Raw genomic sequence first — 24399 nt, forward strand, 5'->3', positions numbered from 1 at the left:
ATGAAGGCTTCAACGACAGCAAGTACCGTCCTGCCCCGCTGCTCAAGGAAATGGTCGCGGCCGGTTGGCTGGGGCGCAAGAGCGGTCGCGGTTTCTTCACTTACTGAGGACAAGGCGCCATGCCCCCGGTCAATGCCGCAATGCGCTGTGCCAACTTTGAAGAGCGACGTGACCGGGCCATGGCGCTGTTTGCCGAAAAGGGCTTTGGCCAGGTCAGCATGCGCGAGCTGGCGGCCCATGTGGGGCTGACCGCCGGCTCGCTGTACCATCACTTCCCCAGTAAGCAGGACCTGTTGTACGACTTGATCGAGGAGTTGTACGAGGAGCTGCAGGCCACCCTGGACCAAGGACGACGGGCCATGGCACGTGGTGCGTCGGCATTGAGCTGCCTGATTGCCGCGCACTGGCAGTTGCATGCCGAGCGCCCGCTGCAGTTTCGCCTGGCCGAGCGCGACCTGTGCTGCCTGAGCGATGACCAGCGGGCACGCCTGGCCTTGTTGCGCAAGCGTTACGAGGCGGGGTTGCTGAGGTTGATCGCGCCGCAGGCGGCGTTGCAGGGGGAGGCTTTGGTGGCCACCGCGCATGTTGTGGCGACGCTGCTGAACCAGTTGCCGGGGATGTTGAAGGCACTCCCCGAGGAACAGGGGCTGGGGTTGATGGAGAGCATGTTGATGGGTGGATTGGAGCGGACCCTGCGTTAGACACGGCCACTGTAGGAGCGGCCTTGTGTCGCGAAAGGGTCGCGAAGCGGCCCCAGGATTTCAGCCTGCAGCCGATGTTGCTGGGGCTGCTGCGCAGCCCTTTCGCGACACAAGGCCGCGCCTACAGGAATAGCGTTTTACCTGCAGGCTTCAGCGCAGCAGTGCCTGGATCTGCTCGTGCAAGGTATCCAGGTCGAATGGCTTGGCCAGGATCGGAGCCTTGCGGGTGATCGGGCTGCCAGACTCGAGAATCTCCGCCGGGTAGCCGCTGATGAAGATGACCTTCAAGTCCGGTCGTAACTTCACGGCGGGCTCGGCAATCTCCACCCCGGAGATACCTCCCGGCAAGCGGAAGTCCGTCACCATCAGGTCCAAGTGCGGTTTGCTGGCCAGGATAGCGAACGCCTGCTCGCCATCTTCGGCCACCAGTACGTGGTACCCCTCGCCCGCCAGGTAGTCGCGCAAAATCATGCGAATCGCCGGTTCATCCTCGACGACCAGAACCACATCTTGTGCATCTTCACTCATGTTAACGCCTTGAAATGCTTACAGTTGGCCATCAGACCCCAGGCTTACGCAGAGGTTGCCCGCGCCTGGTCGTTTTGTTGTTCGTGTTTTGCCAGCGGTAATTGCAAGGTGAAGGTGGCGCCTTTGCCCTCTTCACTTTCGACCTGTATACGCCCGCCGTGGGCCTGGACGATCTGTTCCGAAATATACAGCCCCAACCCCAACCCGCCACTGGCCTGCTGGGCGGCGACCCGCTCGAACTGCTGGAAAATGCGCTGCTGGTTGGCTGCATCAATGCCGATCCCCTGGTCTTGCACCTGCACACACGCCAGGCCGTCCTGTTTGAATACGCGCACCTGCACCGGCTTGCGTTCACCGTAACGCAACGCATTGGACAACAGGTTGGCCACCACTTGCTCAATGCGAAATTCGTCCCACTCGCCTTGCAGCGGTTCGCAGCGTTGCAGCTCCACGTAGGTTTCCAGCGCCGTGGCCTGGGCGGTGAAGTTCTCTACCAGCCCCCGCACCAGTTGCCCCAGGTCGAACACCTTGGGCCGCAGGGACAGTTTGCCGGTTCGGATGCGCGATACATCGAGCATGTCTTCGATCAGGCGTATCAGGCTGTTGATCTGCCGTTCGTCGCGCTCGACCATGGCCTGCAGCTTATCGCCACTGAAGGCAGCGAGGTTGCCGCGCGCCAGGTGCATCTTGCGCAGTTGGGTTTCCAGGATCAGCCCATTGAGTGGGGTGCGCACCTCGTGGGAGACGATCGACATGAAGTCATCACGCATGCGCACGGCATGTTCCAGCTCAACTCGCGCCGTCTGCAGTTGGGTCAGCAGCAGCTCCTGCTCCTGACGGCTGCGCTCCAATGCCTGCAATTGGCGGTCCAGCACTTTACGCTGGCGGTACAGGTCGACGAACACCGACACCTTGCTCTTCACCGCCAGGGTGTCGAGCGGCTTGTACAGGAAGTCCACCGCACCGCTCTCGTAGCCTTTGAAGGCATAGTTCATCTCGCGCCCGGCAGCAGTGACGAAGACGATGGGGATATTGCGGGTTTTTTCCGTGCCGCGCATCAGTTCGGCCAGCTCGAAGCCGTTCATGCCCGGCATCTGCACATCGAGGATGGCCAGGGCGAACTCGTGTTCAAGCAACAGCGACAACGCCGCTACGGCAGACTGAGCCTGGTGCACCTCGCGGTCTTCTCCCTGGATCAGGGCGGCGAGGGCCAGCAGGTTCTCCGGCAGATCGTCGACGATCAGCAGTTTGGCGATGGTGTGGCTTAGCATGCGCTGGGTTCCAGGGCGGCGAGCAATTGCTCGATGCCACTCAGAGAAAGAATATGGTCGGGCTGGTGCAGGGCCAGGGCGGCCTCCGGCATCAGCGCAACCTGTGCGTCACGAGGGTCCTGGACGAGGGTCCTGCCCCCATTGTTCTTGATATAGGCAAGCCCTTGGGCGCCGTCTTCATTGGCACCGGTGAGCAGCACGCCAAGCAGGCCGTCGCCATAGGCGTCGGCAGCGGACATGAACAGGTAGTCGATTGCCGGCCTGGAAAAATGCACCGGCGGCTCCTGGCTCAACGACAGGGTGAAATCACGCTCCACCGACAGGTGGTAGCCGGGCCCGGCCACGTAGATCAGGCCGGGGCGCAATGGCTCCTTGTCCTGTGCCTCGTGCACCGGCCGGTGCAGACGGCGCTGCAGCACTGCAGCCAACTGACTGTGGCGGTTATCCGGCAAATGCAGCACGCACAGCACAGGGATGGCGAAGCTGGCCGGCAACCCGCCCAGCACCGTGAACAACGCCGTCACGCCGCCTGCCGAGGCACCGATCACCACCGCACGCACGCCGTTCATGATTTACGGTAGATCCGCTCGGGTTTGACCAGCGGCTCGAAACGCTCGCTGTAGGCCGAGAAGTCCACCGACTCCTTGCTGCCCAGCACCAGGAAGCCGCGGTGGCACAACGACTCGTGGAACAGCCCGAGGGCGCGATCCTGCAGCTCCTTGTTGAAGTAGATAAGCACGTTGCGGCACGACACCAACTGGGTTTCGGAAAACACGCTGTCGGTGGCCAGGCTGTGGTCGGCAAAGGTCACGTTGTCGCGCAGGGTGCTGTCCATGATGGCGTTGCCGTAGGCCGCCGTGTAGTACTCGGAAAAGTCCCGGCGACCACCGGCCATGCGGTAGTTCTCGGCGTACTCGCGCATGCTCTGCATCGAGTAGATGCCCTGCTTGGCCTTGTCCAGCGAATGCGGGTTGATGTCGGTGGCGTAGATGATGGTGCGTTCCAGCAGGCCCTCTTCACGCAGCAGGATGGCCATCGAATACACCTCCTCGCCCGTGCTGCAGCCGGCAATCCACACCTTGATCGACGGCCAGGTGCGCAGCAGCGGCACCACTTCGTTACGCAACGCCAGGAAGTGCCCTGGGTCGCGAAACATCTCGCTGACAGGGATCGTCAGGTACTGCAGCAACTGCATGAACATGCCGGGGTCGTGTAGCACGCGCTCTTGCAGCGCCGACACCGTCAAGCAGTCGAACTGGCGCAGCGCGTGCAGGATCCGGCGCTTGATCGAAGCGCCGGAATAGTTGCGAAAATCGTAGCTGTACTTGAGGTAGATGGCCTCGATCAGCAAGCGGATTTCGATGTCGGTATTACGTTCGCTAGTCAAATTCGCTCCAGTTGCGGCAACCATACACGGATCAACGAGAACAGACGGTCCAGGTCGATCGGCTTGGCCAGGTAATCATTGGCCCCGGCCTGCAGGCAACGCTGCTGGTCATCCTTCATGGCCTTGGCGGTCACGGCGATGATCGGCAGCTTGCGCCAGCGCGGTTGCTGGCGGATCAGGCGGGTGGCCTCGAAACCGTCCATTTCCGGCATCATCACGTCCATCAGCACCAGGTCGATGTCGTCATGCTGCTCCAGGCGTTCGATGGCCTCACGGCCGTTACGGCCGATCTCGACGATTGCGCCCTTGTGCTCCAGGGCGCTGGTGAGGGCGAAGATGTTACGCACATCATCGTCTACCAGCAGCACCTTGCGCCCCTCGAACACCTTGTCGCGGCTGCGGGCGGTCTTGAGCATGCGCTGGCGCTCGTTGGACAGCTGCGACTCGACCTTGTGCAGGAACAGCGTCACTTCGTCGAGCAGGCGCTCCGGCGAGCGCGCGCCCTTGATGATGATCGAGCGCGAGTACTTGAGCAGGTCGGCTTCTTCTTCGCGGGTCAGGTTGCGCCCGGTGTACACGATCACCGGCGGGAAGGAACGGATATCCTCGGCGGTCATGCGCTTGAGCAGCTCGTTGCCAAGCATGTCCGGCAGCTTCAGGTCGATGATCATGCAGTCGTAGATGTTCTCGCGCAGCAGCGCAAGCGCGTCCTGGGCAAACGCCACGGCGGTGATCTCGACATCGTCGTCGCCGATCAGCCGGGCAATGCTCTCGCGCTGCAGGTCGTCGTCTTCCACCAGCAGGATGTGCTTGAGCTTCTGGGTCAGCTTGGCTTCCAGGCGGGCGAACACTTCCTTGAGCTCTTCGCGGCTGGTGGGCTTGACCGCATAACCGACAGCGCCCATGTGCATGGCGGCCTCGACCCGGTCTTCCACAGAAATGATATGCACCGGAATATGCCGGGTGCCGGCTTGCTCCTTCAGGCGTTGCAGCACGGTCAGGCCGGAATGGTCGGGCAGGCGCATGTCCAGCAGGATCGCATCGGGGATGTACTGGGCGGCCAGCTCGAAGCCTTCGTCGGCGCCCTGCGCCACCAGGCAGCTGTAACCCAGCTCGTGGGCCAGGTCGAAGAGGATGCGGGCAAAGTTCGGTTCGTCTTCGATCACCAGGATGCAGCGGTTGCTGAACGGTGCGCGCTCGCGGTCGTCGACAAATGCCAATGCCGGGCGTTTTGGCGCCGACACCACCGGCACCTGCGGCGCGGGTGGCAACGTATCGACCGCCGGACGCAGGCTGAGCGGCTCGACGTCCTGCGCCAGGCGCTCATAGTGCTCCGGCAGAATCAGACTGAACACGCTGCCCTGGCCGGGGCTGCTGTCGACGTTGATCTGCCCGCCGAGCAAATGCGCCAGGTCTCGGGAAATCGACAGGCCCAGGCCGGTGCCGCCATAACGGCGGTTGCTGGTGCCATCGACCTGATGGAAGGCACCGAAAATCGCCTGCTGCTGGTCGGCCGCAATGCCGATACCAGTATCGCGCACGGCAAACACGATGCCCGTGCCAGGCTGGTAGCCAATGTTCAGACTGACCTTGCCACGCTCAGTGAACTTGATGGCATTGGACAGCAGGTTCTTGAGGATCTGTTCAAGGCGCTGGCGGTCGGTGAACAGGGTGGCCGGCACCTGTGCCTCGGCCGTTACCTCGAAGGCCAGGCCCTTGTGCCCGGCCAGCGGTTCGAACATCCCGCGCAGGCCCTCGACCAGGCGCTCCACCTGGGTGCTTTCTGGCCGCACTTCGAGCTTGCCGGCCTCGACCTTGGCGATATCGAGAATATCGTTGATCAAGTTGAGCAGGTCGTTACCAGCCGAGTAGATCGACTCGGCAAACTTCACCTGCTCGTCGCTGAGGTTGCCTTCGGCGTTCTCCGCCAGCAGCTTGGCCAGGATCAGCGAGCTGTTCAGCGGCGTGCGCAGTTCGTGGGACATGTTGGCGAGGAATTCGGACTTGTACTTGCTAGAGCGCTGCAACTCGTCGGCACGTGCCTGCAGTTCTTCCTGGGCCTGGACCAGTTCGTCATTCTTGCGGTCCAGCGCCTCGGTACGCTCGGACAACTGCTCGTTGGTCTGCTCCAGTTCCGCCTGCTGGGTTTCCAGGTGGGCCTGGGACTCCTTGAGCACGCGCGATTGCTCTTCCAGCTCTTCGTTAGCGGTTTTCAGTTCTTCCTGCTGCACTTGCAGCTCTTCGTTCAACTGCTGGGTCTCGGCCAGCACTTCCTGCAAACGCTGACGGTAGCGGGCGCTTTCGATGGAAATGCCCAGGTTGCCGCCCAGTCGCTCCATCAGCTCGTTGTCGCGCGCCTGCAAAGGCCGCAGGAAGCCCAGTTCGACCACGCCGTTGATTCCACCATCGTCGATCGCAGGCATCAGCAAGGCATTACGTGGCAGGCCGCTGCCGAGGCCGGAACTCAGGCGATAGTAGTCTTCGGGCAGGTCTTCAAGGCACAGCAGGCGACCTTCGCGCACCGCTTGTGCCAACAGGCCATCATGATCGCCCTTTACCTGCTCCCGAGCCTGCTCTTCAGCATCCAGGCCATAGGTAGCCACCCGTACCAGGCGGCCATGCTCATCACGCACATACACCGCCCCCACCACACTGCCCATGTAAGCGGCAAAAAAGCGCAGGATGTTGTCACCCAGCATCGGCAGGGTCAGTTGGCCCAGTACCTGTTCGGCCAGCTGGGTCTGCCCGTTGCGCAGCCAGGCCTGGTGCTCCAGGCGCTCGGCCGCACGCTGCTGGGCCTTGGCGTTTTCTTCGTAGCTGCCAGACAGCGCCAGCAGGTCGCGCCGGCCCAGGTAGGCGAGCAAGGCACTCAGGCCGACGATGAACAGCACGAACACCGAAATGGCCGTGACGGTAACGCTGCTGACCTTTTCGTTACGGGCCATGCGCAATTGCTGTTCAGTGCCGATCAGGCCGTCGAACTCCTTGCGGATCTCGTCGGTAAGGCGCTTGCCGCGGCCATTGCCGATCGATGCCTGATAGTCGCCTTGGGTGCGGCGCAGGGCAATCATCTCGCTGCCGAAGGTGTTCCAGGCTTGCTGCAAGGCGATCAGCCGGTCGATACGGTCGACCTGCTGCGGGTTGTCTTCGACCATGCCGCGCAGGCTTTGCAGGCTGCCGAGAATGCGCGGCTTGGCCACCTCGTAGGGGTCAAGGAAACGCTCGTCGCCCGTGATCAGGAAACCGCGCATGCCGGTTTCCATGTCGATCGACAGCTTGACCGTTTCGTTGGCATTGCCGATCACCCGGTCGGTGTGCTCGACCCACTGCATGGCTGAGAGCAGGTAGTTGATCACCGCGACGAAGGCCACGGCCCCCAGCAGGCCCACCCCCAGAGGGAGGCCGATGTTGCGGCTCAACAGCTTGCGAAAGCTGCGCTGGTCCATCGAGGCTGATTGAATCATGAGAAAACGCCCGAGCAAGAAAAGTCCATTGAAAAGAGTGGCCGATCAGTCATTGTTGTTATCTGCCACTGCGCCGTCCTGATAAGCGAGTCTAACCAGCTTTGACGGGTCTGGCAGGGCATTTAGCCAGTATTTGAAGGTTGCGTTCGGGAATCGTTCCATCTATTTGCATGGATCGGTATCCTCGGGAACTTCTGATGCCGCGCGGTGCACAGATTAAAGACACTCATTTGTACAGGATCCGAACCATGCACCTTCTGGTAGTCGAAGACGACGACATCGTCCGTATGCTGATGGTCGAAGTGCTCGACGAACTGGGCTACAACGTCATCGAGGCAGAAGACGCCGCGGCCGCCCTGCGGGTACTCGAAGACCCGAACCAGGCGCTGGCACTGATGATGACCGATGTGGGCTTGCCGGACATGCGAGGCGAGTTACTGGCGGGGAAAGCACGCGAACTGCGGCCGCTGTTGCCCGTGCTGTTCGCCAGTGGCTATGCCGACAGCTTCAATGTGCCCGAAGGCATGCACCTGATCGGCAAGCCGTTCAGCATCGACCAGTTGCGGGACAAGGTGGTGGCTATTCTGGGTAACCCTTGATAGGGGTATCGCCAACTACAGCGCCCTGCGCAAGAGGTAGGTGTCCATGATCCACCCCTTGCGCAGCCGCTCCCGCTCACGCACTTGCAGTATTTGCGCCTTCACTGCCTGCAATGGCCCGGCAATCAGTACCTCGTCCTCCGTCCCCAGGTACGCGCCCCAATAGATCATCAACGCCGGGTCATCGAGCAGGGCGAACGCGCTTTGCCCATCGAGCATCACCACAACATTGTCGATAGGCCCATGCCCGCCCAGTCGCCGCCCCGGCAGCACGGTCAGCGGCTCACCAATGCGGTTGAGCGGCACTTGGTGGCGCGCTGCCAGAGCCTGAACGCTGCTGATGCCAGGGACTACCTGCAGGCGCAGCGCCACGCCGCGCTCGCGGACCAGGTCGAGAATACGCAGGGTGCTGTCATACAGGGTCGGCTCGCCCCACAGCAAAAAGGCGCCAGTCTCCCCGTCGCCAATTTCCTGCTCGATCAGTTGGGCATACAGCGCAGCGCGCTGCCGGTGCCAGTCCTGCACCGCGCCCTGGTAGTCATCCGCCTGACCATCGCGCACAGGGTCGGCCACCTGCACCAGGCGGTAACCGCCCTCGGGACGGTAGCGTTGCAGAATTGCCTTGCGCAGTTGCACCAGGTCATCCTTGTCGCGGCCCTTGTCGAGCACGAAGAACACGCAAGCGCTACGCAGCGCGTCGACTGCCTCATAAGTGACCTGGCGCGGGTCACCCGCGCCGATGCCGATCAACAACAGGTCTTTCATTGCCCTGCCCTTTGCGGGAACCAGCAGCCATTGTCAGGTGGCCACCGGTATTTGGCAAAGCGACGGCTTAGAAGATCGAGAAGTTGTAGCTGACAATGACCCGTGTTTCATCCATGTCACGCGCCCACTTTTCATAGTTGCTGCGGTAAGTGGAATTACGCAGGCGCACGCTGACATCCTTGAAAGTGCCACTTTGCACTTGGTACTTGAACTCAGTGTCGCGTTCCCATTCCTTACCTTCGGCACTGCTGCCCGGCACCTTGATGGAGTCGCCATTGATATAACGGGTGAAGAAGGTCAGGCCAGGCACCCCCAGTGCCTTGAAGTCGTAGTCATAGCGCACTTGCCAGGAACGCTCCTGGGCGGCGGCGAAGTCGTTGACCTGGGCATAGTTGACCAGGTATGGGTTGCTGCCATCCAGATACGGCATGGCGCTGTCGCCATACATGCGCTGCCAGCCGGCACTCACCTTGTGGCCACCCAGGCTGTAGCCAAGCATGCCGCTGAACGCGCGGTGGTCGATTGCGCCGGCACGGGCATTGCCGATGTCATCGCTCTTGATCAGGCGCAGGTCGGCAGACAGGCTACCCACTGCCAGCGGCTGGCTGGCCACCAGGCCGAGGAAGTGCTGGCGATAGATGTTTTCCAGCTTGGCGACCTGGTACTGGGCGCTGATCCGCTCGTTGAAACGGTAATCGACACCGGCCAGGTCGAAGTGGTCGGCTTCGGTATCGCAGGCATAGCGCTTGTTCTTGCAGTGCACGCGAATGTCCTGGCGGTCGGTAGAGTCCCGAGCGGTATATTTGTCCAGCCGCGCCACGGTGAACTTCAGGTTGCGCAATTCTTCGGAGGTGAGCATGGCGCCGTGGAACATGGTCGGCAGCAGGCGGCCATCGTTGTACTTGAGCAACGGCACATCCGGCATCATCGAACCGTACTTGAGCACGGTGTTGGAAACCTTGACCTTGGCCGCCAGGCCCATCTTCGCGTACTGGTCGGCAGAGCCGCGCGGATCATGCCCGGAAGACGGCAGCAAACCACTGTTACTGTCGGCAGGGCTGGAATCCAGTTTGAAGCCGAACATGCCCAGCGCATCAACACCAAAGCCTACCGGCCCTTGCGTATAACCCGACTGCACATTGAGGATGAAGCCTTGTGCCCATTCTTCGCGCTTGGACGCGCCCTGGCTGGAACTGCTGTGGCCGTCCCGGAAATCCCGGTTGAAATAGACATTGCGTGCTTCGACCTTGGCACTACTGTCTTCAAGAAAACCGGCGGCCTGGGCGTTGACGCCGGCACACAACAGGAACAGGCCGGCAACACGACGCCCAGGGGCGTGAGGGAAAGGGGCAAACATGCGAGAGAACATCCAGAATGAAGACAAGTTAACAACCTGTGGCGCGCGTTGGCCACGGTACTGCGGGAGCCGAACAATAGCCGACCATCATCTGAAATGATCGCGCAAAGGCTCTGGAACGGGCCATTGGACCATGGTCTAAGCACCTTGAGGGGCAGCCGGAAAAAAGCCGTGAAATAGCGCACGCAAAACTAGGAAAGTTCCCGTATTACTTATAAAAAGTTAGCGGTTTACCCAGTACCCATGAATGACTACACTCGATATCAGCGAACAGCAAATCCCACCCGCGTGGCCGGCGTTTTACGCTTATTCAATGTTCGTCACGCCCTGCCACGACTGACGTACAGGAGTGATTACAGTGTCCAGACTTGCAGAGTTTCGTGCTGCCGAAAAAGCGCTCCAGGAACAGATGGCGCAACTGGAAGCGTTGAAAAAGGATGCCGGCCTCAAACGCGAAATCGAATTCGAGCAGAAACTAGTCGGCCTGATGAAAAGCTATGACAAGAGCCTGCGCGATATCATCGCCATCCTCGACCCCAAGGCAGTAGCCCGCGCTTCCAGCGCAGCGCCCAAGCAACAACGCCGCCCGCGCGTGGTAAAGGTGTACCAGAACCCACACACCGGCGAGCGAATCGAGACCAAAGGCGGCAACCACCGCGGCCTCAAGGCCTGGAAAGAACAGTACGGGGCCGCCACCGTGGAAAGCTGGGTACGCTGATGAAACGTCCACACCTGCTTCACACTTTTTTCACAAAGGCTGGCTCAGTATCGAGACAGCTAAAGGACTAGCGACCCCATCACGCGCCCGCACATGCGGGCCTCTAATTCCAGCGCCCTGCCTTGTGCAGGGCGCTTTCATTTGCGCAATCGGCGCACTGCCGTATCATGGCCAGCCTGTCTGTTTTGCCGGCGCCCTGCGCCCGGCCCCGTCTCAGGAGTTCCCATGAGCCTGCACGATCTGCAAACCCTGCCTGGCGTCACCGCGCAACCTGACGCCGCCACCGCCCAGTTCGTCTTCAACCACACCATGCTGCGGGTCAAGGACATCGAGAAGTCGCTGGACTTCTACACCCGCGTCCTGGGCTTCCGCCTGGTCGACAAGCGTGATTTCCCAGAAGCCGCGTTCAGCCTTTACTTCCTGGCCTTGGTCGATCCGGCGCAGATTCCCGCCGATGACACCGCACGCCACCAATGGATGAAGTCGATCCCTGGCGTGCTGGAGCTGACCCACAACCACGGCACCGAAAACGATGCCGAGTTTGCCTACCACAACGGCAACACCGACCCGCGCGGTTTTGGCCACATCTGCATTTCGGTGCCCGACGTACGCGCCGCTTGCGCGCGCTTCGAAGCACTGGATGTACCGTTCCAGAAACGCCTGCAGGATGGGCGTATGAACCACCTGGCGTTCGTCAAGGACCCGGACGGTTACTGGGTCGAAGTGATCCAGCCAACCGAACTCAAAGGGTAAGCGTTCGTCGCGGCTCGCTCGTCGGGCCGGGAACTCCCGGCCCCTTGCTGTGGTATATGAAGGTAACCGCTTCACATGCCACAGCGAGGTAAGGACGATGCAATCTCTTCACTGTGAATACCGCGAGCACACCATCACCGCCAGCGTGATGCCCCATCCTGACTCCCCCCTGCCCTATGCCGCCGGCTGCCTGATCACCACACCCGACGGGCACACCAGCAAGCGTCTGTCGATGCCGATGCAGTTTTTCTCCGACCTTGAAAATGCTCAGCATGTGTCGCTGGCCCATGGCCGGGCGTTGGTCGACCATCAGCTGGATGACGGGCACAAGGTGTTCTGACCCTGTCTTATCCTGTACTGGCCCTTTCGCGGCTAAAGCCGCGAAAGGGCCAGTACAGCAATAATCAGATATCCCGGGCGTACGCCACCGCAGCGTCTACCTGAGCCCGCGTCGGCCTTACCCCGGTGTACAGCACAAACTGCTCCAGCGCCTGCAGCGCAATGACCTCCAGCCCAGTGATCACCGGCTTGCCCAACGCTTGGGCCTGGCGGATCAGCGGCGTTTGCGCCGGCATCGCTACCACATCGAATACCCGCTCCGCTGCCGCAATGGCCTGCTCGGAAAACGCCAGCACATCTGCCTCTGGCCCGCCCGCCATACCGATCGGTGTCACGTTCACCAGCATTGGCGGGCAGATGTCGCCCAGCTGTGGCAACCAGCGGTAACCGCACACATCCGCCAGCTGCCGCCCGGCCTGCTCGTTGCGCGCAACGATGATGCCTTCGGCAAACCCGGCATCGCGCAGGGCACTGGCCACGGCCTTGGCCATCCCCCCACTGCCACGCAGGGCAAACGCGGTGCCTGGGTCGACCTGGTGCTGCGCCAGCAACTGACGCACAGCCAGGTAATCGGTGTTGTAAGCCTTCAAGTGGCCATTGCTGTTGACCAGGGTATTGACCGATTCAATGGCTTGCGCTGACGGGTCGATTTCATCGACCAAGGCCATGCAGGCCTCCTTGTATGGCATCGACACCCCACAGCCGCGAATACCCAGCGCGCGGATACCCGCCACCGCCGCCGGCAGGTCATCGGTGCGCATGGCCTTGTAGTAAAAGTCCAAACCCAGCTGCTGGTAGAGGTGGTTGTGAAAGCGCACGCCGAAGGTACCAGGGCGGCCGGCCAAGGAAATGCACAGCACGGTATCTCTGCTGGGAGTTGTCGACATAACCTGCTCCATAGTCATAACTGAAACGTTTGTTCAGCGTAACAGAGGCAACCACTGGTCGTCCCTTACACAACCTTTACCGTTCCCCTGTGCTCAGCTGACGGAGACTGGAGTCATAGTAATAAGGCCCCAAGCGTGGGGTTTTCCTGCGAGGTTGTTTTATGAACCGTCACATTCCCGGAATCGCCCTGCTGGTCGGTGCCTTGGCCATCAGCGGGCCTGCTGCAGCCCACGGCGGTTATGGCCATGGCGGCGGTGGTTGGTATGGGCCAGGCCCCCTGCTAGGTGCTGCCGTGGTCGGTGCCGTGGTTGGGGCGACGGTTTATGGCGGGCGTGACCGCACCGTGTACGTCGAACGCCAGCCAGTCTATTACGCGCCTCCCCCGGTGTACGTGCAACCGCCACCACAGCCGGTGTACTACCAGCCGTACTACGCACCCGCGCCACCGCCCCCAGGCTACCGCCCTTATTACGGCCCGCCACCGGTGTACTACGGCCCGCCACGCTGGTAACGGTTGATAGAACTAATGACCACTATCGAGGAAGTTGATTTCAAAGCGTTCCGGCTGCTGCGTATGGTAGAGCCATGTTTCACAGGAGGTCCTCATGGCCACTATTCAGATCATGTCCGTTGTCGGTAGCGCCGTCCCCGTTTCACTGCGTGAACAGGGCCTGTTGGCATGCTGGTACCTGGTGCGTAACGGTGAAGCCGTGAGCGGCCCGATGCCGACGCTTGCCTCGGCCCAGGCCCTGGTTGAGCAGTTGCAACCCGGCACCCTGGTCGCCTGACCCGAATTTGTTGTGCGTTGCTCCCTACGCCCTTGTGCCCGCCAATCTGGCGGGCTTTTTTTTGCTTGGGCCACCCTCAGGGATGAGGGCTGCGACCAGACTGGTTGGTCAGGGCCATGACCTTGCCTTGCAGCCGCCCCACGGTCATCACCAGTTCGTTTCGCTCCTTGGCGAGCTGATCAGCTTTAGCCTCTGCCTCTCTTCGGGCGTCCCGTTCGATGTCCAGCAGTTCTGTCAGGCGGTGGATGACCGCAATATCCGCACTGTCCATCGCGCGGTCGACCGCATCCCTGGACAACCACTTGCGCAGCCACAGAAATGCACCCAGCAAAACAGTACCCGTACCGCTCAGCCAAGTGACTGTGCCCGGGCCGAGGTCGGTCGGATCCATGTGAACCTCATTACAGATGATGATGTGATAAGCCTTGGAGAAAATTGCCTCGGTGGCTTTCCTTGTTCGCCCATTTAATTTAGCCTACAGCTAACATCGCCACAAGACCAATTTAGCTATGCGCATATTTAGCAGCCAGCTAAACACTGGCATGCTTCACCCCATGGATATTTACGAAATTCGCAAGCTCAACCTGATCAAGCTGATCGGTAGCCAGAGGAAAGGATCCTGCGCAGAGCGCTGGGGGATGGCGCCTGCCCATCTGAGCCAGATCCTTTCCGACAAGACCGCGAAGAACCTGGGTGATGACGTGGCCCGTCGCATCGAGGGCATCGAAGGTTTGCCACGGGGTTGGTTCGATGCGGTGACGCCAGGCGAGCACACGCAAGTTGGCGTCGAGGTGGCTGACAGCAAGCTTTCTGCAGCCGACCTGGTCAAGCAGATGCTGGCAAGAAGCGGTAAAGGTATCCCCGAAGAAACCCGGCAACGGTTGCTGGCCGCTGCGCAAGAGCCAGCAGATACCCCACTGGTGAAGGCTGAGCGGGTTCGCCCTGGCCTGGTCGGTGATGAAGTGTGGATTGCCCATTACGACGTGCGGGCAGCCATGGGTGGCGGCCAGATCCCCCACGATTACCCCGAGATGTTCAAGGACATTCGCGTCAGCCCCAGCCACCTGCGCGAACTGGGCGTAGCGTTCAGTGAGCACCACCATCTGAAAATGGTAACGGGCTGGGGCCAGTCGATGGAGCCAACCATCAAGCACCGCGACCCGCTGATCGTCGATGTCAGCATCCGCGAGTTCGTTGGCGATGGCATCTATTTCTTCTCCTGGGGCGACCACATCTACATCAAGCGGCTGCAAATCGCGGATGAGGAGCATTTCGAGATGATCTCCGACAACTCGCGACACAAAGACCGCATGATTCGCCAGGAAGAGACTTACATACAGGCCAGGGTGCTACTGGTGTGGAATGCCCACCTTGTGTAAAGCGAAGCCCGCCCTCCACGGCGGGCTTTTTCTGATGCTCAGAAAGGTGCCGCCTCCTCGACCTGCTGCTCGCTGTCCTGCTCAACCAAGAAATCGTCACGCTCTTCCACGCTGCTGCGCTCCCAGCGCACTGTCACGCTCTCGTCATCGTTGAAGGTCAGGTCCAGTTCGGGTGTTTCCGACAGCAGGCCCATTACCTCCTCCCACTCCATGTCACCGTCAGTATCCAGGCGATGCACCACAACCCAGCGCTGAGTCTGCGCAAGCGGGTGGTTGATCATTGACGACACCCGCAGGCTAAGCCGCTCTATTCCGGTCATCTCCTGGCGCAGCTGGGGCTCTGACTTCATGTGCTTGGACATATTCCCATCCTGAAGGCTGTATGTTTGTACAGTATTAAAGGAAAGCTTATCTCAATGCCAAATCCAGCGTAAAGCCCCATTGCGGAAAAATTTCGCCCGCGGGTAATTATTCTTCAAGCGAAATTTATTTAGCCAAAAGCCATTGACTGATATTTAGCTTATGGCTAACTTTGGCGTCGGCAACCACTTCCCGGTCGCCAGATCACTCCACCATTCAACCCCAGCTTTTTCTAAGGAGCAGCCCCATGGCCGTAGACATCAGCAAGCTCACCATTGCCACCCCGATAGCGGTTTCCTCAACCAATCCGGTTGCCCTGGAAGTCAACGGCGCCGAAGCAATTGCCCGCTTCCCGAGCATCGTGAAGGTGCTCAGCGATGGTTCGATCCAGTTTTCAGCCCCCACCAAAGGGGCTTCGAGCAAAAGCACTCACAGGACCCGCTGCGAGTGGACAGAAACGGAAGACTGGACACTGGCCAGCGCCCAGGATCACTGGAATCGCCAGACAATGACGCTGACCAAGGTAAACGCGGCGCAGAAGGTGGTCATCGCCCAGATGCACGTGCGTGGGGATGACAGCCCGCCGGTGAAAGTGTTCTGGAACAAGGGCAACATCACCCTGGGCTTTCGACGCACCTACAACCAGACAGACCCTGTGAACTCAACGGTTTTGAAGGGGGTGCCGCTAGGGGAGAAGTTCAACATCAGCATCCACACCACGGCTGACGGCGTGGTCAATGTGACAGCCAAATGCAATGGGGTATCCGGCACATCGGGCGATTTGCAGCTCGACAGTACCTGGGCTTCACGCCTGTTCGAGTTCCACGGTGGGGTCTACAACCAGGTCGACTACACCGCTGCAACGCCCGCCGACGAAGGCTCGATCTGCATCATCAGCGAGCTCTCGCTCATCCATCGCTGAGCGCCAAGCGCCGGCAAGACATTCCGATGCGCCTCCCCCATCACACGGGTTGCATCGGGATGCCAGCCATCCCTCAGTTCATGGCGGATAGCCGTGACACGCCACGCCATTGATTAGTCTCGATGAGTCATATTGTTGCCTTCCCGCTCTCAGACTAATAATTAGATATCTGCCTGGGGAGGCGCGTGACATGCAACCAAGATTCGTTATCGTTCCTGCTGTGCCGGTGGAAGGCGAGTCCTTCCGCATCGGCAACCGGTTCTACGCCGCGACCACTTCGGGCGGCTTCGACCTCTACGACAACCAGGAAAAACAACGGCTCAAGCACGGCTTTATAAACAAGTCACAAGCTGCGGCTGCGTGCGACCTGATGAACAGCGAATCACGCAATCCGCTAGAACTGTTCCCGATACTGCGTACAGATTGATACGCCTGCAGCCTGGAACATGGCCGCGCCGGTCGGCCATTCAGTCAGGGGCTCGCAAAACAGCCCCACGCGCCTCTGCGGGCCCAGTACTTCATTGTTTGCCGTTCGGCACCGTCATCAAGCTACCAACGATGAGTACGGCAGCAGGTCCGATGAGCCAACTGACGCTCGTTCCTGGGCTGACAACCGGCACGATAACAGTCACTGTGAACAGGGCCATGCCTGACCAGAACCGCCTCCGTGGTGTAAGCCACGCTCGAATCCTTTCCAGCCCTCTGCCCATTCTCGCTCTCCTTATCTGTGGGTGGCGAAGCATAACCTTGCCTTTGTTTGTCAGCCAGACGCTTCGCCACCACACTGAATCGGCGATCAGCCAGAACAAGACGGCTTCACACCGCCGCGCTGCGCTCGCGCAGATCAATGTTCAATATACGGTCGTTATCGCTGTAGTCGACCGGACAATCAATCACGTGCACCCCTGGGTTGGAGACACAGTGGTCAAGCAGCGGAATCAACGAGTCGGCACTTTCTACGCGATACCCATTGGCGCCATAAGCTTCGGCGTATTTGACGAAGTCCGGGTTGCCGTAGTCCAGGCCGAAATCGGTGAAGCCCATGTTGGCCTGCTTCCAGCGGATCATGCCGTAGCCGTCGTCACGCAGGATCACCACGGTGATGTGCATGCCCAGACGTACCGCGGTTTCCAGCTCCTGGCTGTTCATCATGAAGCCACCGTCGCCGCACACCGAGATCACCGGGCGATCCGGGTACACCAGGTGCGCCGCCATCGCCGATGGCAGGCCCGCGCCCATGGTCGCCAGGGCGTTATCGAGCAGCACGGTGTTGGGTTTGTGCGCCTTGTAGTTACGGGCGAACCAGATCTTGTAGATGCCGTTGTCCAGGGCAACGATGCCTTCCGACGGCAGTACACGACGGATGTCGGCCACCAGGCGCTGCGGGTAGACCGGGAAGCGGTTATCGTCGGCGCCTTCGGCGATCTGTGCTTCGTTGGCTTCACGAATGGCCATCAGGCGGGTGAAGTCCCAGTGCGACGTGTCGTTCAGCGCTTCGCCGATCTGCCACACGGCGTTGGCAATGTCGCCGATCACTTCAACCTGCGGGAAGTACACGGCATCGACTTCGGCGGCACGGAAGTTGATGTGGATGACCTCGGTGCCGCCGCGAACCATGAAGAACGGCGGCTTCTCGATCACGTCGTGGCCGATGTTGATGATCAGGTCGGCGGCTTCGATTGCACGGTGTACAAAATCACCGGCCGAAAGCGCAGCATTACCGAGGAAGCAGGGATGGCGCTCGTCGACCACACCTTTGCCCAATTGGGTTGTGATGAACGGGATTCGAGTCTCGTCGATCAGTTGCTTGAGGACCTTGGCGGTCATCTTGCGGTTGGCGCCTGCGCCGATCACCAAGATAGGGTTGCGGGCTCTGTGCAGCCTCTCAACCGCCGCTTCGATTGCCTTTTGCTCGGCTAACGGTCGACGGTGGAGGCTCTGAGGGATCGGTAACGCATCGGTCTGCTCGGCGGCGATGTCTTCCGGCAGCTCCAGGTGTACCGCCCCCGGCTTTTCTTCTTCGGCCAGGCGGAAGGCTTCGCGCATGCGCGACGGGATGTTGTCGGCCGAGGCGAACTGGTGGGTGTACTTGGTGATGGGGTCCATCATGCCGCACACGTCAATGATCTGGAAGCGGCCCTGCTTGGACTTCTTGATCGGCTTCTGCCCGGTGATCATCATCATCGGCATGCCGCCCAGGTAGGCATAGGCGCTGGCGGTGACCAGGTTGGTGGCGCCAGGGCCAAGGGTCGACAGGCTGACGCCGGTCTTGCCGGTCAGGCGGCCGTAGGTGGCAGCCATGAAACCTGCAGACTGCTCGTGACGGGTCAGTACCAGCTTGATCTTCGACTTGCGCAGGGATTCGAGCAGGTCGAGGTTTTCCTCGCCGGGAATGCCGAACACGTACTCAACACCTTCACTTTCCAAACATTGCACAACGAGATCAGCTGCCTTGGCCATCTATTTGCCCTGCCACTATCGAGAGTGAGCCACGCGAGCAGATGACGAAACATCTGCCCGGTGCTGAATGAGTTTTATGATAAAGAGGAAACTTGCGGATTATGCTGTTTTTCGAGGAAGCACTAAGGTGGCGTCAATAGCAACCAAAGCATTCAACGCGAGCGCCGATACACCCACGGTAGCTCGTGCTGGGTAAGGCGCTTCAAAGTAACGGCCCATTATTTCGTTCACGACACCAAAGTGCGAGAGTTCCGTGAGGTAAATAGTGAGCTTTCCTACGTCAGAAAAACTACCGCCTGCGGCTTGTGCTACTGACTGGAGGTTCTCGAATACCTGAATGGTTTGGGCTTCAATGCCTTGAGCCAATTCCATCTTTTCAGGGTGAAGCGCGATTTGCCCTGTCAAGAACACCAACTCACCCATGTGGACTGCTTGCGAATACGGGCCAATAGCTTTCGGCGCCTGGTCACTGTGGATAGCGATTCTGCTCATTAAAATTGATCCTGCCTTAGGGAGCGATCCAACCCGCCTGCCAATGGTCGCCTTGCAAAAGGAAGCGTGCCCGTTGGTGGATATCCTGGGTAAGATCGAGCCACTCTATTTGTCGTAGGTGGACAGCCAGTAAAGCGAAATTCTTGAAACCATCCATGTGCGTTTCGTAAGCTGTTGAAGGTGAAGAAATAGCCTCACCGGGTATGCGTCCATGGCGAAAGAGCGCTTGAGTTCGTCCTCGTGCCTGCTCCCAGTGCCTGGCAAGGAGCGACACATCCGACAACGGCTCACCTAGGCCTTCAACCCGAAGTTGACGCTTGCCAGACGGGTCGACGGAGGTAATGCCGACTCTAGGTTCGGCCAGTATCTCTGCAAGTTTCGCCGAGCGCTTGTCCACATAAAAGATGATCGACTTCGTACACGCATCCGCATGTCGCAAGACAACAGTGCTTACCTTAGGTTGCCCTTCAGTATTGACGGTGGCCAGTTGCATCAAGCGATATGGATTTGGAATACCGCCAACAGGTATGGATAAATCTGACCATACCTTAGCCAATATCAGATCAAGCATGACAATCGCCCAAAATGAAAAAGGGCCGCGTACTGCGTGCGGCCCGGAGGCATTCAGACGCTGCGGGTAACGCCGCCGTCGACCTTGATGTTCTGGCCGGTAATGTAGGCTGCCCCTTCGCTTGCGAGGAAGGCGATAGTGGCGGCAATTTCCTCACTGGTGCCATAGCGCTTGAGCGGCACACCTTCTCGACGCTGTTCGGTAGCTGGGAGGCTGTCGATCCAACCAGGCAGCACGTTATTAATGCGAATGTTGTCAGCGGCGTACTTGTCAGCATAGATTTTGCTGAACGACGCCAAACCGGCACGGAAAACTGCCGAGGTAGGGAAGAGTTCGCTTGGCTCGAACACCCATGCAGTGGAAATGTTGATGATTGCACCACCGTTCTGGCGCTGCATGTACGGGGTCACCAGCCTCACAGGACGAATTACGTTGAGCAGGTATGTCTCCATACCCTGGTGCCAGTCTTCGTCGCTGATCTCAAGGATCGGTGCCCGCGGACCATGGCCGGCGCTGTTGACCAACACATCGATACGGCCCCATTTATGAATGACTGCGTCGACGAGGCGCTGCAGATCTTCATTTGACTGGTTACTGCCGGTTACGCCAATGCCGCCTAATTCCTGCGCCAGGGCCTCGCCCTTGCCAGATGAAGAGAGAATACCGACCTTGAAGCCATCGGCAGCCAATCTACGTGCTGCCGCCGCTCCCATGCCGCTACCACCGGCAGTGACTATTGCTACTTTTTCTACTGACATACATCCTCCTGAGTGAGGCGTGGACGGGTTGTTGGTGAAATGAGACTAGCACCGCTCAGCACCGCTCAGAGAGACAGCAACCCTTCTTCATGCCAGTAGATAATCTATAGTCTTGTTTGTTCAAGCAGCCAGATTCGAACGATATCGAGGGCCGCCTGCGGGTGAGCGTTTCGTGGCCAGGCCAGACAATAGGCATTGTCCTAGCTCGTCGGCGGCTACCCGAAAATTCAAATGACGGGCTGCTACGCCATCTGAGTGGAGCAGCCTGGCGCCTCAAGGTGCTTGACCACTTTTATCGCCAGTTCGACAAAGGCCCTCGCTGCAGCCGTTTGGTAAGCCCCTTTTCGTTGCATCAGAACAGCAGTGCGTTGCAAGCGCTGCTGGACCAACTGCTCGTGAGCCAGGGCGATGGTAGCCGGCAACAAGGTCGAGAGCGTGGTCCGGCCGTTTGGATCGAGGGCGGCGTGATAGCGACCGTAGCACTACAGCGCCGCTACTTGGATCCGCGCCGCCAGCGCATCAACGCTTGTCGTGCAACTCAGCCGGCCAAGCACTGAAAAGCAGGTACATACCTGGGCCACCTACCCAAGCCCAGTTGCTGCTTGGCCACACTATCGTCGCAGCGATCCAGGCTACGATCAGCGCTATCCCGGTGCGCCGACGGCGCCTTGGCGTGAGCCACTCTTGCAAAGCCTTATGCCTCTCCCGCAACCTCATTACCACTCTCCCTGTTTGGTAAGCGGCGAGCATACCACCAAGAAACAATTCCGCTGACGACTGGGCCGATTTGCGAATCTGGAAAAGTACGTGATTGGTTAAAAATTGGTACAGGATTAAATATCGTTCACTTTGCGCCCTTTAGTCATAAGGCATTCGACAGCAATTCAGCCATACTCCAGAATGCATCGGTTTTAGGGGGAAAACCCTTGCACAGCCAACGACATACCAACTTTTAGTGAGCCTCAACGTGAAAACATCCCTGTCCATCCTCAGCCTGCTGCTGTTGCTCACAGGTACCGCGACCCTTCCGTCGACTGCTGCTGCACAACCCCCGGTCCAGGCTCAACGAGACCCGTCCAAGCTGCACCTGGCTTCAGGCAGTGCCCTGCTGATCGACCTGAACAGCAACCAGGAATTGTATTCGAGCCACGCCGACCGCGTGGTGCCGATCGCCTCGGTGACCAAGCTGATGACAGCGATGGTGGTGCTGGATGCCAAGCTGCCCATGGATGAAATGCTCACCATGACCATCGCCAACAACCCGGAAATGAAAGGCGTGTATTCGCGCGTGCGCCTGGGCAGCCAGCTCGACCGCCGCGAAACCTTGCTGATTACCCTGATGTCGTCGGAAAACCGTGCGGCCAACAGCCTGGCCAACGCCTACCCCGGCGGCTACCCGGCGTTCATCAAGGCCATGAATGCCAAGGCCCGCAGCCTGGGTATGGCACACACCCGCTATGTTGAGCCGACTGGCCTGTCGACGCAGAACGTGTCCACCGCACGCGACCTGGCCAAGCTGCTGATGGCCTCGCGCAAGTACCCGATGCTGAGCGAGCTGTCGACCACCCGCGAAAAGACCGTGGCCTTCCGCAAGCCCAACTACACCCTGGGCTTCCGTAACACCGACCACCTGGTGAACAAGAGCAACTGGGACATCAAGCTGACCAAGACCGGCTTCACCAACGAGGCCGGGCATTGCCTGGTGCTGTTGACCCGCATGGACAATCGCCCGGTAGCCATGGTCATTCTCGATGCCTTCGGCAAGTACACCCACTTCGCCGATGCCAGCCGCATGCGTCAGTGGCTGGAAACCGGTGCCGCCAAGCCGGCGCCAGCAGTGGCCATGCAGTACAAGGCGGACCGGCAGAGCAAGGGCCGCTTGGTGACCGAATAACCACTACCTGCTACTACGCGCGTGTCTGACGGAGCGGCCCATCGCGACAGATGGCCGCTCCTACAGGGACTGCGCATGCCGGCGGGATGATCAGGCCGTGGCGCTGACCATCCCGCCGGCACTGCTGCCACCCTCTTGCTGCAACAGCTCCAGCAATTGCGCCGTGGCTGCCATGATCTGCCCATTGATGGTGGCAATGCTCGCCTGCTTGGCGCCCACCGCAGCCGCCTTGGCGGCCTCGTCCATCTTGCTGTTCTGCAGCGCAGCCAATTGCTTCTGCTCTTCAGCCAGTTGTTTCTGCAGATCCTTGATCAGCTGACGCAGCTCGGTCACGGCCTGCGACTCGCCACTGTCTTCAGTGTCGGTGGATTGCGCCTGGCTACCCGCTGAAACTTTCATGCTGTCACTGCTGATGCTCAGTGGCCCCAGTGCCTCACCGGCCTGTTTTGCCTGTTCGCGTTCAGTCGCTGCGTTGGCGCTCAGCGTCTGCGCTGAAACGCCGTTGATCATCAGGTTGCTTGCCGTTATTCCGCTCATGTCGATTCCTTGCCAAAAAGATCGGTCCTTGCCGTAACCACCCTATCGGCCGCCTCATGCAGTTCTTGAGCCCGCTTAAATTCCCCCCCGCCTGGCTCGTTCCAACTCATGTACTTGCGCAGGAGCCGGAGCCCCGGCGGGCGTCCATATTCGACCATTCAGGGAATCGCAGCCATGAGCCAGCCCTCACAGCAGGAAACCATCAAAGATCTGATCGGCGTGGGCTTCGGCCCTTCCAACCTGGCCTTGGCCATCGCCCTGGAAGAACTCGCCGAGTCTCAGGGCCATGCCCTCGACGCACTGTTCATCGACAAGCAACAAGACTACCGCTGGCACGGCGAAACCCTGGCCACCCAGAGCGAGCTGCAGATCTCGTTCCTGAAAGACCTGGTGTCACTGCGCAACCCCACCAGCCCCTACAGCTTCGTCAACTACCTGCACCAGAAGCAGCGCCTGGCCGACTTCATCAACCTCGGCACCTTCTACCCCTGCCGCCTGGAGTACAACGACTACCTGCGCTGGGCCGCCGAGCATTTCGCTACCCAGGCGGTGTATGGCCAGGAAGTGTTGCGCATCGAACCGGAATTGAATGCCGGCCGGGTCGAGCACCTGCGCCTGGTTTCACGTGACGCGCAAGGCCGCGAATACAGCCGCCGCACCCGCTCGGTGGTGGTCGGCAGCGGCGGCACGCCGAAAATCCCGGAAAAGTTCGGCGCCTTCAAGGACGACCCACGGGTGTTCCACCACTCCCAGTACCTGAGCAGCCTGAACAAGCTGCCGTGCACCGACGGTAAACCCATGCGCATCGCCGTGATCGGCTCAGGCCAGAGCGCCGCTGAGGCGTTCATCGATCTCAATGACAGCTACCCGTCGGTCAAGGTCGACATGATCCTGCGCGGGTCGGCCCTCAAACCCGCCGACGACAGCCCGTTCGTCAACGAGATCTTCTCACCGGACTACACCGACCTGGTCTACAACGAACCGGCCGACCAGCGCAGCAAATTGCTGGGCGAATACCACAACACCAACTACTCGGTGGTCGACCTCAACCTGATCGAGCGCATCTACGGCATCCTCTACCGTCAGAAGGTCGCCCACCAGTACCGCCACAATGTACTGTGCCGACGTCAGGTGGAAGCGGTGGTGGCCACACGCGAAGGCCTGGAGCTGACCTTGCGCGACCTTGCCACCGGCCAGCAGCAAACCCACCGCTACGATGCCGTGATCCTCGCCACCGGTTACGAGCGCCGCTCGCACCGTGACCTGCTGGCGCCACTGGCCGGTTATCTGGAGGACTTCAGCGTCGACCGCAACTACCGTGTACTGGCCAGCCCCGACCTGCAGGCCTCTGTTTACTTGCAGGGCTTCTGCGAAAACAGCCACGGCCTGAGTGACACGCTGCTTTCAGTGCTGCCGGCCCGCGCTGCGGAAATTGGCCGGGCGCTGTACCAGGACTTGGCGCAGCTGC

28 protein-coding genes and 1 pseudogene are annotated in these 24399 nt (G+C 60.0%); 13 read left to right on the forward strand and 16 right to left on the reverse strand.

Annotation, left to right across the window (positions count from 1 at the left end; genetic code table 11):
- Both APH35_RS28650 and APH35_RS25260 read left to right on the forward strand, forming a co-directional pair.
- Positions 1-107: 3-hydroxyacyl-CoA dehydrogenase family protein (locus APH35_RS28650; RefSeq protein ID WP_256213826.1), on the forward strand; the 107-nt coding region annotated here is incomplete at its 5' end.
- A 12-nt stretch (positions 108-119) separates the two neighbouring features.
- The gene (locus tag APH35_RS25260; RefSeq protein WP_060515712.1) at positions 120-701 is read left to right on the forward strand and encodes a TetR/AcrR family transcriptional regulator; all 582 of its coding nucleotides are present in this window, start codon (positions 120-122) and stop codon (positions 699-701) included.
- 150 nt (positions 702-851) lie between these two features.
- Here APH35_RS25260 and APH35_RS25265 read toward each other — a convergent pair whose 3' ends face one another.
- From APH35_RS25265 to APH35_RS25285, 5 genes are read right to left on the reverse strand one after another with little or no spacing between them, the layout of a single operon-like run.
- Positions 852-1229, reverse strand: a complete 378-nt coding sequence (locus APH35_RS25265) for a response regulator (protein ID WP_009686481.1) — start codon at positions 1227-1229, stop codon at positions 852-854.
- 44 nt (positions 1230-1273) lie between these two features.
- A complete protein-coding gene (locus APH35_RS25270; protein WP_060515713.1) occupies positions 1274-2500 on the reverse strand; it encodes a hybrid sensor histidine kinase/response regulator in 1227 nt (408 codons plus the stop codon).
- On the reverse strand, positions 2494-3069 hold the full coding sequence (locus APH35_RS25275) for a chemotaxis protein CheB (protein ID WP_012271795.1): 576 nt from the start codon (positions 3067-3069) through the stop codon (positions 2494-2496). Before APH35_RS25275 ends, APH35_RS25270 begins: the two co-directional genes overlap by 7 nt.
- The gene (locus APH35_RS25280; RefSeq protein WP_012271794.1) at positions 3066-3887 is read right to left on the reverse strand and encodes a CheR family methyltransferase; all 822 of its coding nucleotides are present in this window, start codon (positions 3885-3887) and stop codon (positions 3066-3068) included. Before APH35_RS25280 ends, APH35_RS25275 begins: the two co-directional genes overlap by 4 nt.
- Positions 3884-7351, reverse strand: a complete 3468-nt coding sequence (locus APH35_RS25285; RefSeq protein ID WP_041166467.1) for a response regulator — start codon at positions 7349-7351, stop codon at positions 3884-3886. The genes APH35_RS25280 and APH35_RS25285 overlap by 4 nt, the downstream gene beginning before the upstream one ends.
- Before the next feature lie 248 nt (positions 7352-7599).
- Between APH35_RS25285 and APH35_RS25290 the strand changes: the two genes are divergently transcribed.
- Entirely contained in the window at positions 7600-7950 is a 351-nt protein-coding gene (locus tag APH35_RS25290) for a response regulator (protein WP_012271792.1), read from the forward strand.
- A gap of 15 nt (positions 7951-7965) precedes the next feature.
- On the opposite strand, the gene cobF is transcribed toward APH35_RS25290, so the two are convergent.
- Complete coding sequence (gene cobF, locus APH35_RS25295) at positions 7966-8715, reverse strand: precorrin-6A synthase (deacetylating) (protein ID WP_060515714.1); 750 nt, start codon at positions 8713-8715, stop codon at positions 7966-7968.
- Positions 8716-8782: 67 nt separating this feature from the next.
- Complete coding sequence (locus tag APH35_RS25300; RefSeq protein ID WP_041166466.1) at positions 8783-10072, reverse strand: OprD family porin; 1290 nt, start codon at positions 10070-10072, stop codon at positions 8783-8785.
- Positions 10073-10430: 358 nt separating this feature from the next.
- Here APH35_RS25300 and APH35_RS25305 point away from each other — a divergent pair, with 358 nt between their 5' ends.
- The 3 genes from APH35_RS25305 to APH35_RS25315 all read left to right on the forward strand — a co-directional run bounded on the left by APH35_RS25305 (position 10431) and on the right by APH35_RS25315 (position 11883).
- Entirely contained in the window at positions 10431-10790 is a 360-nt protein-coding gene (locus tag APH35_RS25305; protein WP_012271789.1) for a histone-like nucleoid-structuring protein, MvaT/MvaU family, read from the forward strand.
- A 225-nt stretch (positions 10791-11015) separates the two neighbouring features.
- Positions 11016-11543: a lactoylglutathione lyase gene (gloA, locus tag APH35_RS25310; RefSeq protein WP_012271788.1), complete on the forward strand. Its 528-nt coding sequence runs from the start codon at positions 11016-11018 to the stop codon at positions 11541-11543.
- A 97-nt stretch (positions 11544-11640) separates the two neighbouring features.
- Positions 11641-11883, forward strand: a complete 243-nt coding sequence (locus APH35_RS25315) for a hypothetical protein (protein WP_012271787.1) — start codon at positions 11641-11643, stop codon at positions 11881-11883.
- A gap of 64 nt (positions 11884-11947) precedes the next feature.
- On the opposite strand, the gene APH35_RS25320 is transcribed toward APH35_RS25315, so the two are convergent.
- The gene (locus APH35_RS25320; protein WP_060515715.1) at positions 11948-12769 is read right to left on the reverse strand and encodes a shikimate 5-dehydrogenase; all 822 of its coding nucleotides are present in this window, start codon (positions 12767-12769) and stop codon (positions 11948-11950) included.
- Between the two features lie 161 nt (positions 12770-12930).
- Here APH35_RS25320 and APH35_RS25325 point away from each other — a divergent pair, with 161 nt between their 5' ends.
- A complete protein-coding gene (locus APH35_RS25325) occupies positions 12931-13281 on the forward strand; it encodes a hypothetical protein (RefSeq protein ID WP_012271785.1) in 351 nt (116 codons plus the stop codon).
- A 94-nt stretch (positions 13282-13375) separates the two neighbouring features.
- Positions 13376-13558, forward strand: a complete 183-nt coding sequence (locus APH35_RS25330) for a hypothetical protein (RefSeq protein ID WP_012271784.1) — start codon at positions 13376-13378, stop codon at positions 13556-13558.
- A 76-nt stretch (positions 13559-13634) separates the two neighbouring features.
- Here the strand turns inward: APH35_RS25330 and APH35_RS25335 are convergent, their stop codons facing one another.
- Positions 13635-13949: a hypothetical protein gene (locus APH35_RS25335; RefSeq protein WP_012271783.1), complete on the reverse strand. Its 315-nt coding sequence runs from the start codon at positions 13947-13949 to the stop codon at positions 13635-13637.
- Positions 13950-14112: 163 nt separating this feature from the next.
- Between APH35_RS25335 and APH35_RS25340 the strand changes: the two genes are divergently transcribed.
- Positions 14113-14937 (forward strand): S24 family peptidase, encoded by an 825-nt coding sequence (locus APH35_RS25340; RefSeq protein ID WP_041166465.1) that lies wholly within the window; start codon positions 14113-14115, stop codon positions 14935-14937.
- A 38-nt stretch (positions 14938-14975) separates the two neighbouring features.
- Here the strand turns inward: APH35_RS25340 and APH35_RS25345 are convergent, their stop codons facing one another.
- On the reverse strand, positions 14976-15299 hold the full coding sequence (locus APH35_RS25345) for a DUF1654 domain-containing protein (protein WP_060515716.1): 324 nt from the start codon (positions 15297-15299) through the stop codon (positions 14976-14978).
- Between the two features lie 245 nt (positions 15300-15544).
- On the opposite strand from APH35_RS25345, the gene APH35_RS25350 reads away from it, so the two are divergent.
- Together APH35_RS25350 and APH35_RS25355 are read left to right on the forward strand one after the other, a co-directional pair.
- Positions 15545-16219: a polysaccharide lyase family 7 protein gene (locus APH35_RS25350; protein ID WP_012271780.1), complete on the forward strand. Its 675-nt coding sequence runs from the start codon at positions 15545-15547 to the stop codon at positions 16217-16219.
- 190 nt (positions 16220-16409) lie between these two features.
- Complete coding sequence (locus APH35_RS25355) at positions 16410-16646, forward strand: hypothetical protein (protein ID WP_012271779.1); 237 nt, start codon at positions 16410-16412, stop codon at positions 16644-16646.
- Positions 16647-17035: 389 nt separating this feature from the next.
- Here APH35_RS25355 and APH35_RS25360 read toward each other — a convergent pair whose 3' ends face one another.
- The 5 genes and pseudogenes from APH35_RS25360 to APH35_RS29530 all read right to left on the reverse strand — a co-directional run.
- Positions 17036-18679, reverse strand: a complete 1644-nt coding sequence (locus APH35_RS25360; protein WP_060515717.1) for an acetolactate synthase large subunit — start codon at positions 18677-18679, stop codon at positions 17036-17038.
- A 99-nt stretch (positions 18680-18778) separates the two neighbouring features.
- Positions 18779-19171 (reverse strand): Rid family detoxifying hydrolase, encoded by a 393-nt coding sequence (locus APH35_RS25365; RefSeq protein WP_012271777.1) that lies wholly within the window; start codon positions 19169-19171, stop codon positions 18779-18781.
- A 16-nt stretch (positions 19172-19187) separates the two neighbouring features.
- On the reverse strand, positions 19188-19742 hold the full coding sequence (locus APH35_RS25370) for a pyridoxamine 5'-phosphate oxidase family protein (RefSeq protein WP_060515718.1): 555 nt from the start codon (positions 19740-19742) through the stop codon (positions 19188-19190).
- 53 nt (positions 19743-19795) lie between these two features.
- On the reverse strand, positions 19796-20500 hold the full coding sequence (locus APH35_RS25375; protein ID WP_012271775.1) for an SDR family oxidoreductase: 705 nt from the start codon (positions 20498-20500) through the stop codon (positions 19796-19798).
- A 242-nt stretch (positions 20501-20742) separates the two neighbouring features.
- Positions 20743-20946: pseudogene (locus APH35_RS29530) on the reverse strand (transcriptional regulator CynR); the annotation flags it as partial.
- A 521-nt stretch (positions 20947-21467) separates the two neighbouring features.
- Here APH35_RS29530 and pbpG point away from each other — a divergent pair.
- Positions 21468-22394, forward strand: a complete 927-nt coding sequence (gene pbpG, locus APH35_RS25385) for a D-alanyl-D-alanine endopeptidase (RefSeq protein ID WP_012271773.1) — start codon at positions 21468-21470, stop codon at positions 22392-22394.
- A gap of 90 nt (positions 22395-22484) precedes the next feature.
- On the opposite strand, the gene APH35_RS25390 is transcribed toward pbpG, so the two are convergent.
- Positions 22485-22931 (reverse strand): hypothetical protein, encoded by a 447-nt coding sequence (locus APH35_RS25390; RefSeq protein ID WP_012271772.1) that lies wholly within the window; start codon positions 22929-22931, stop codon positions 22485-22487.
- A gap of 174 nt (positions 22932-23105) precedes the next feature.
- Here APH35_RS25390 and APH35_RS25395 point away from each other — a divergent pair.
- On the forward strand, positions 23106-24399 hold a 1294-nt coding region (locus APH35_RS25395), incomplete at its 3' end, for a lysine N(6)-hydroxylase/L-ornithine N(5)-oxygenase family protein (protein ID WP_060515720.1).

The organism is Pseudomonas sp. NBRC 111132, from assembly GCF_001320565.1.
In the GTDB taxonomy this organism is placed as follows: domain Bacteria; phylum Pseudomonadota; class Gammaproteobacteria; order Pseudomonadales; family Pseudomonadaceae; genus Aquipseudomonas; species Aquipseudomonas putida_P.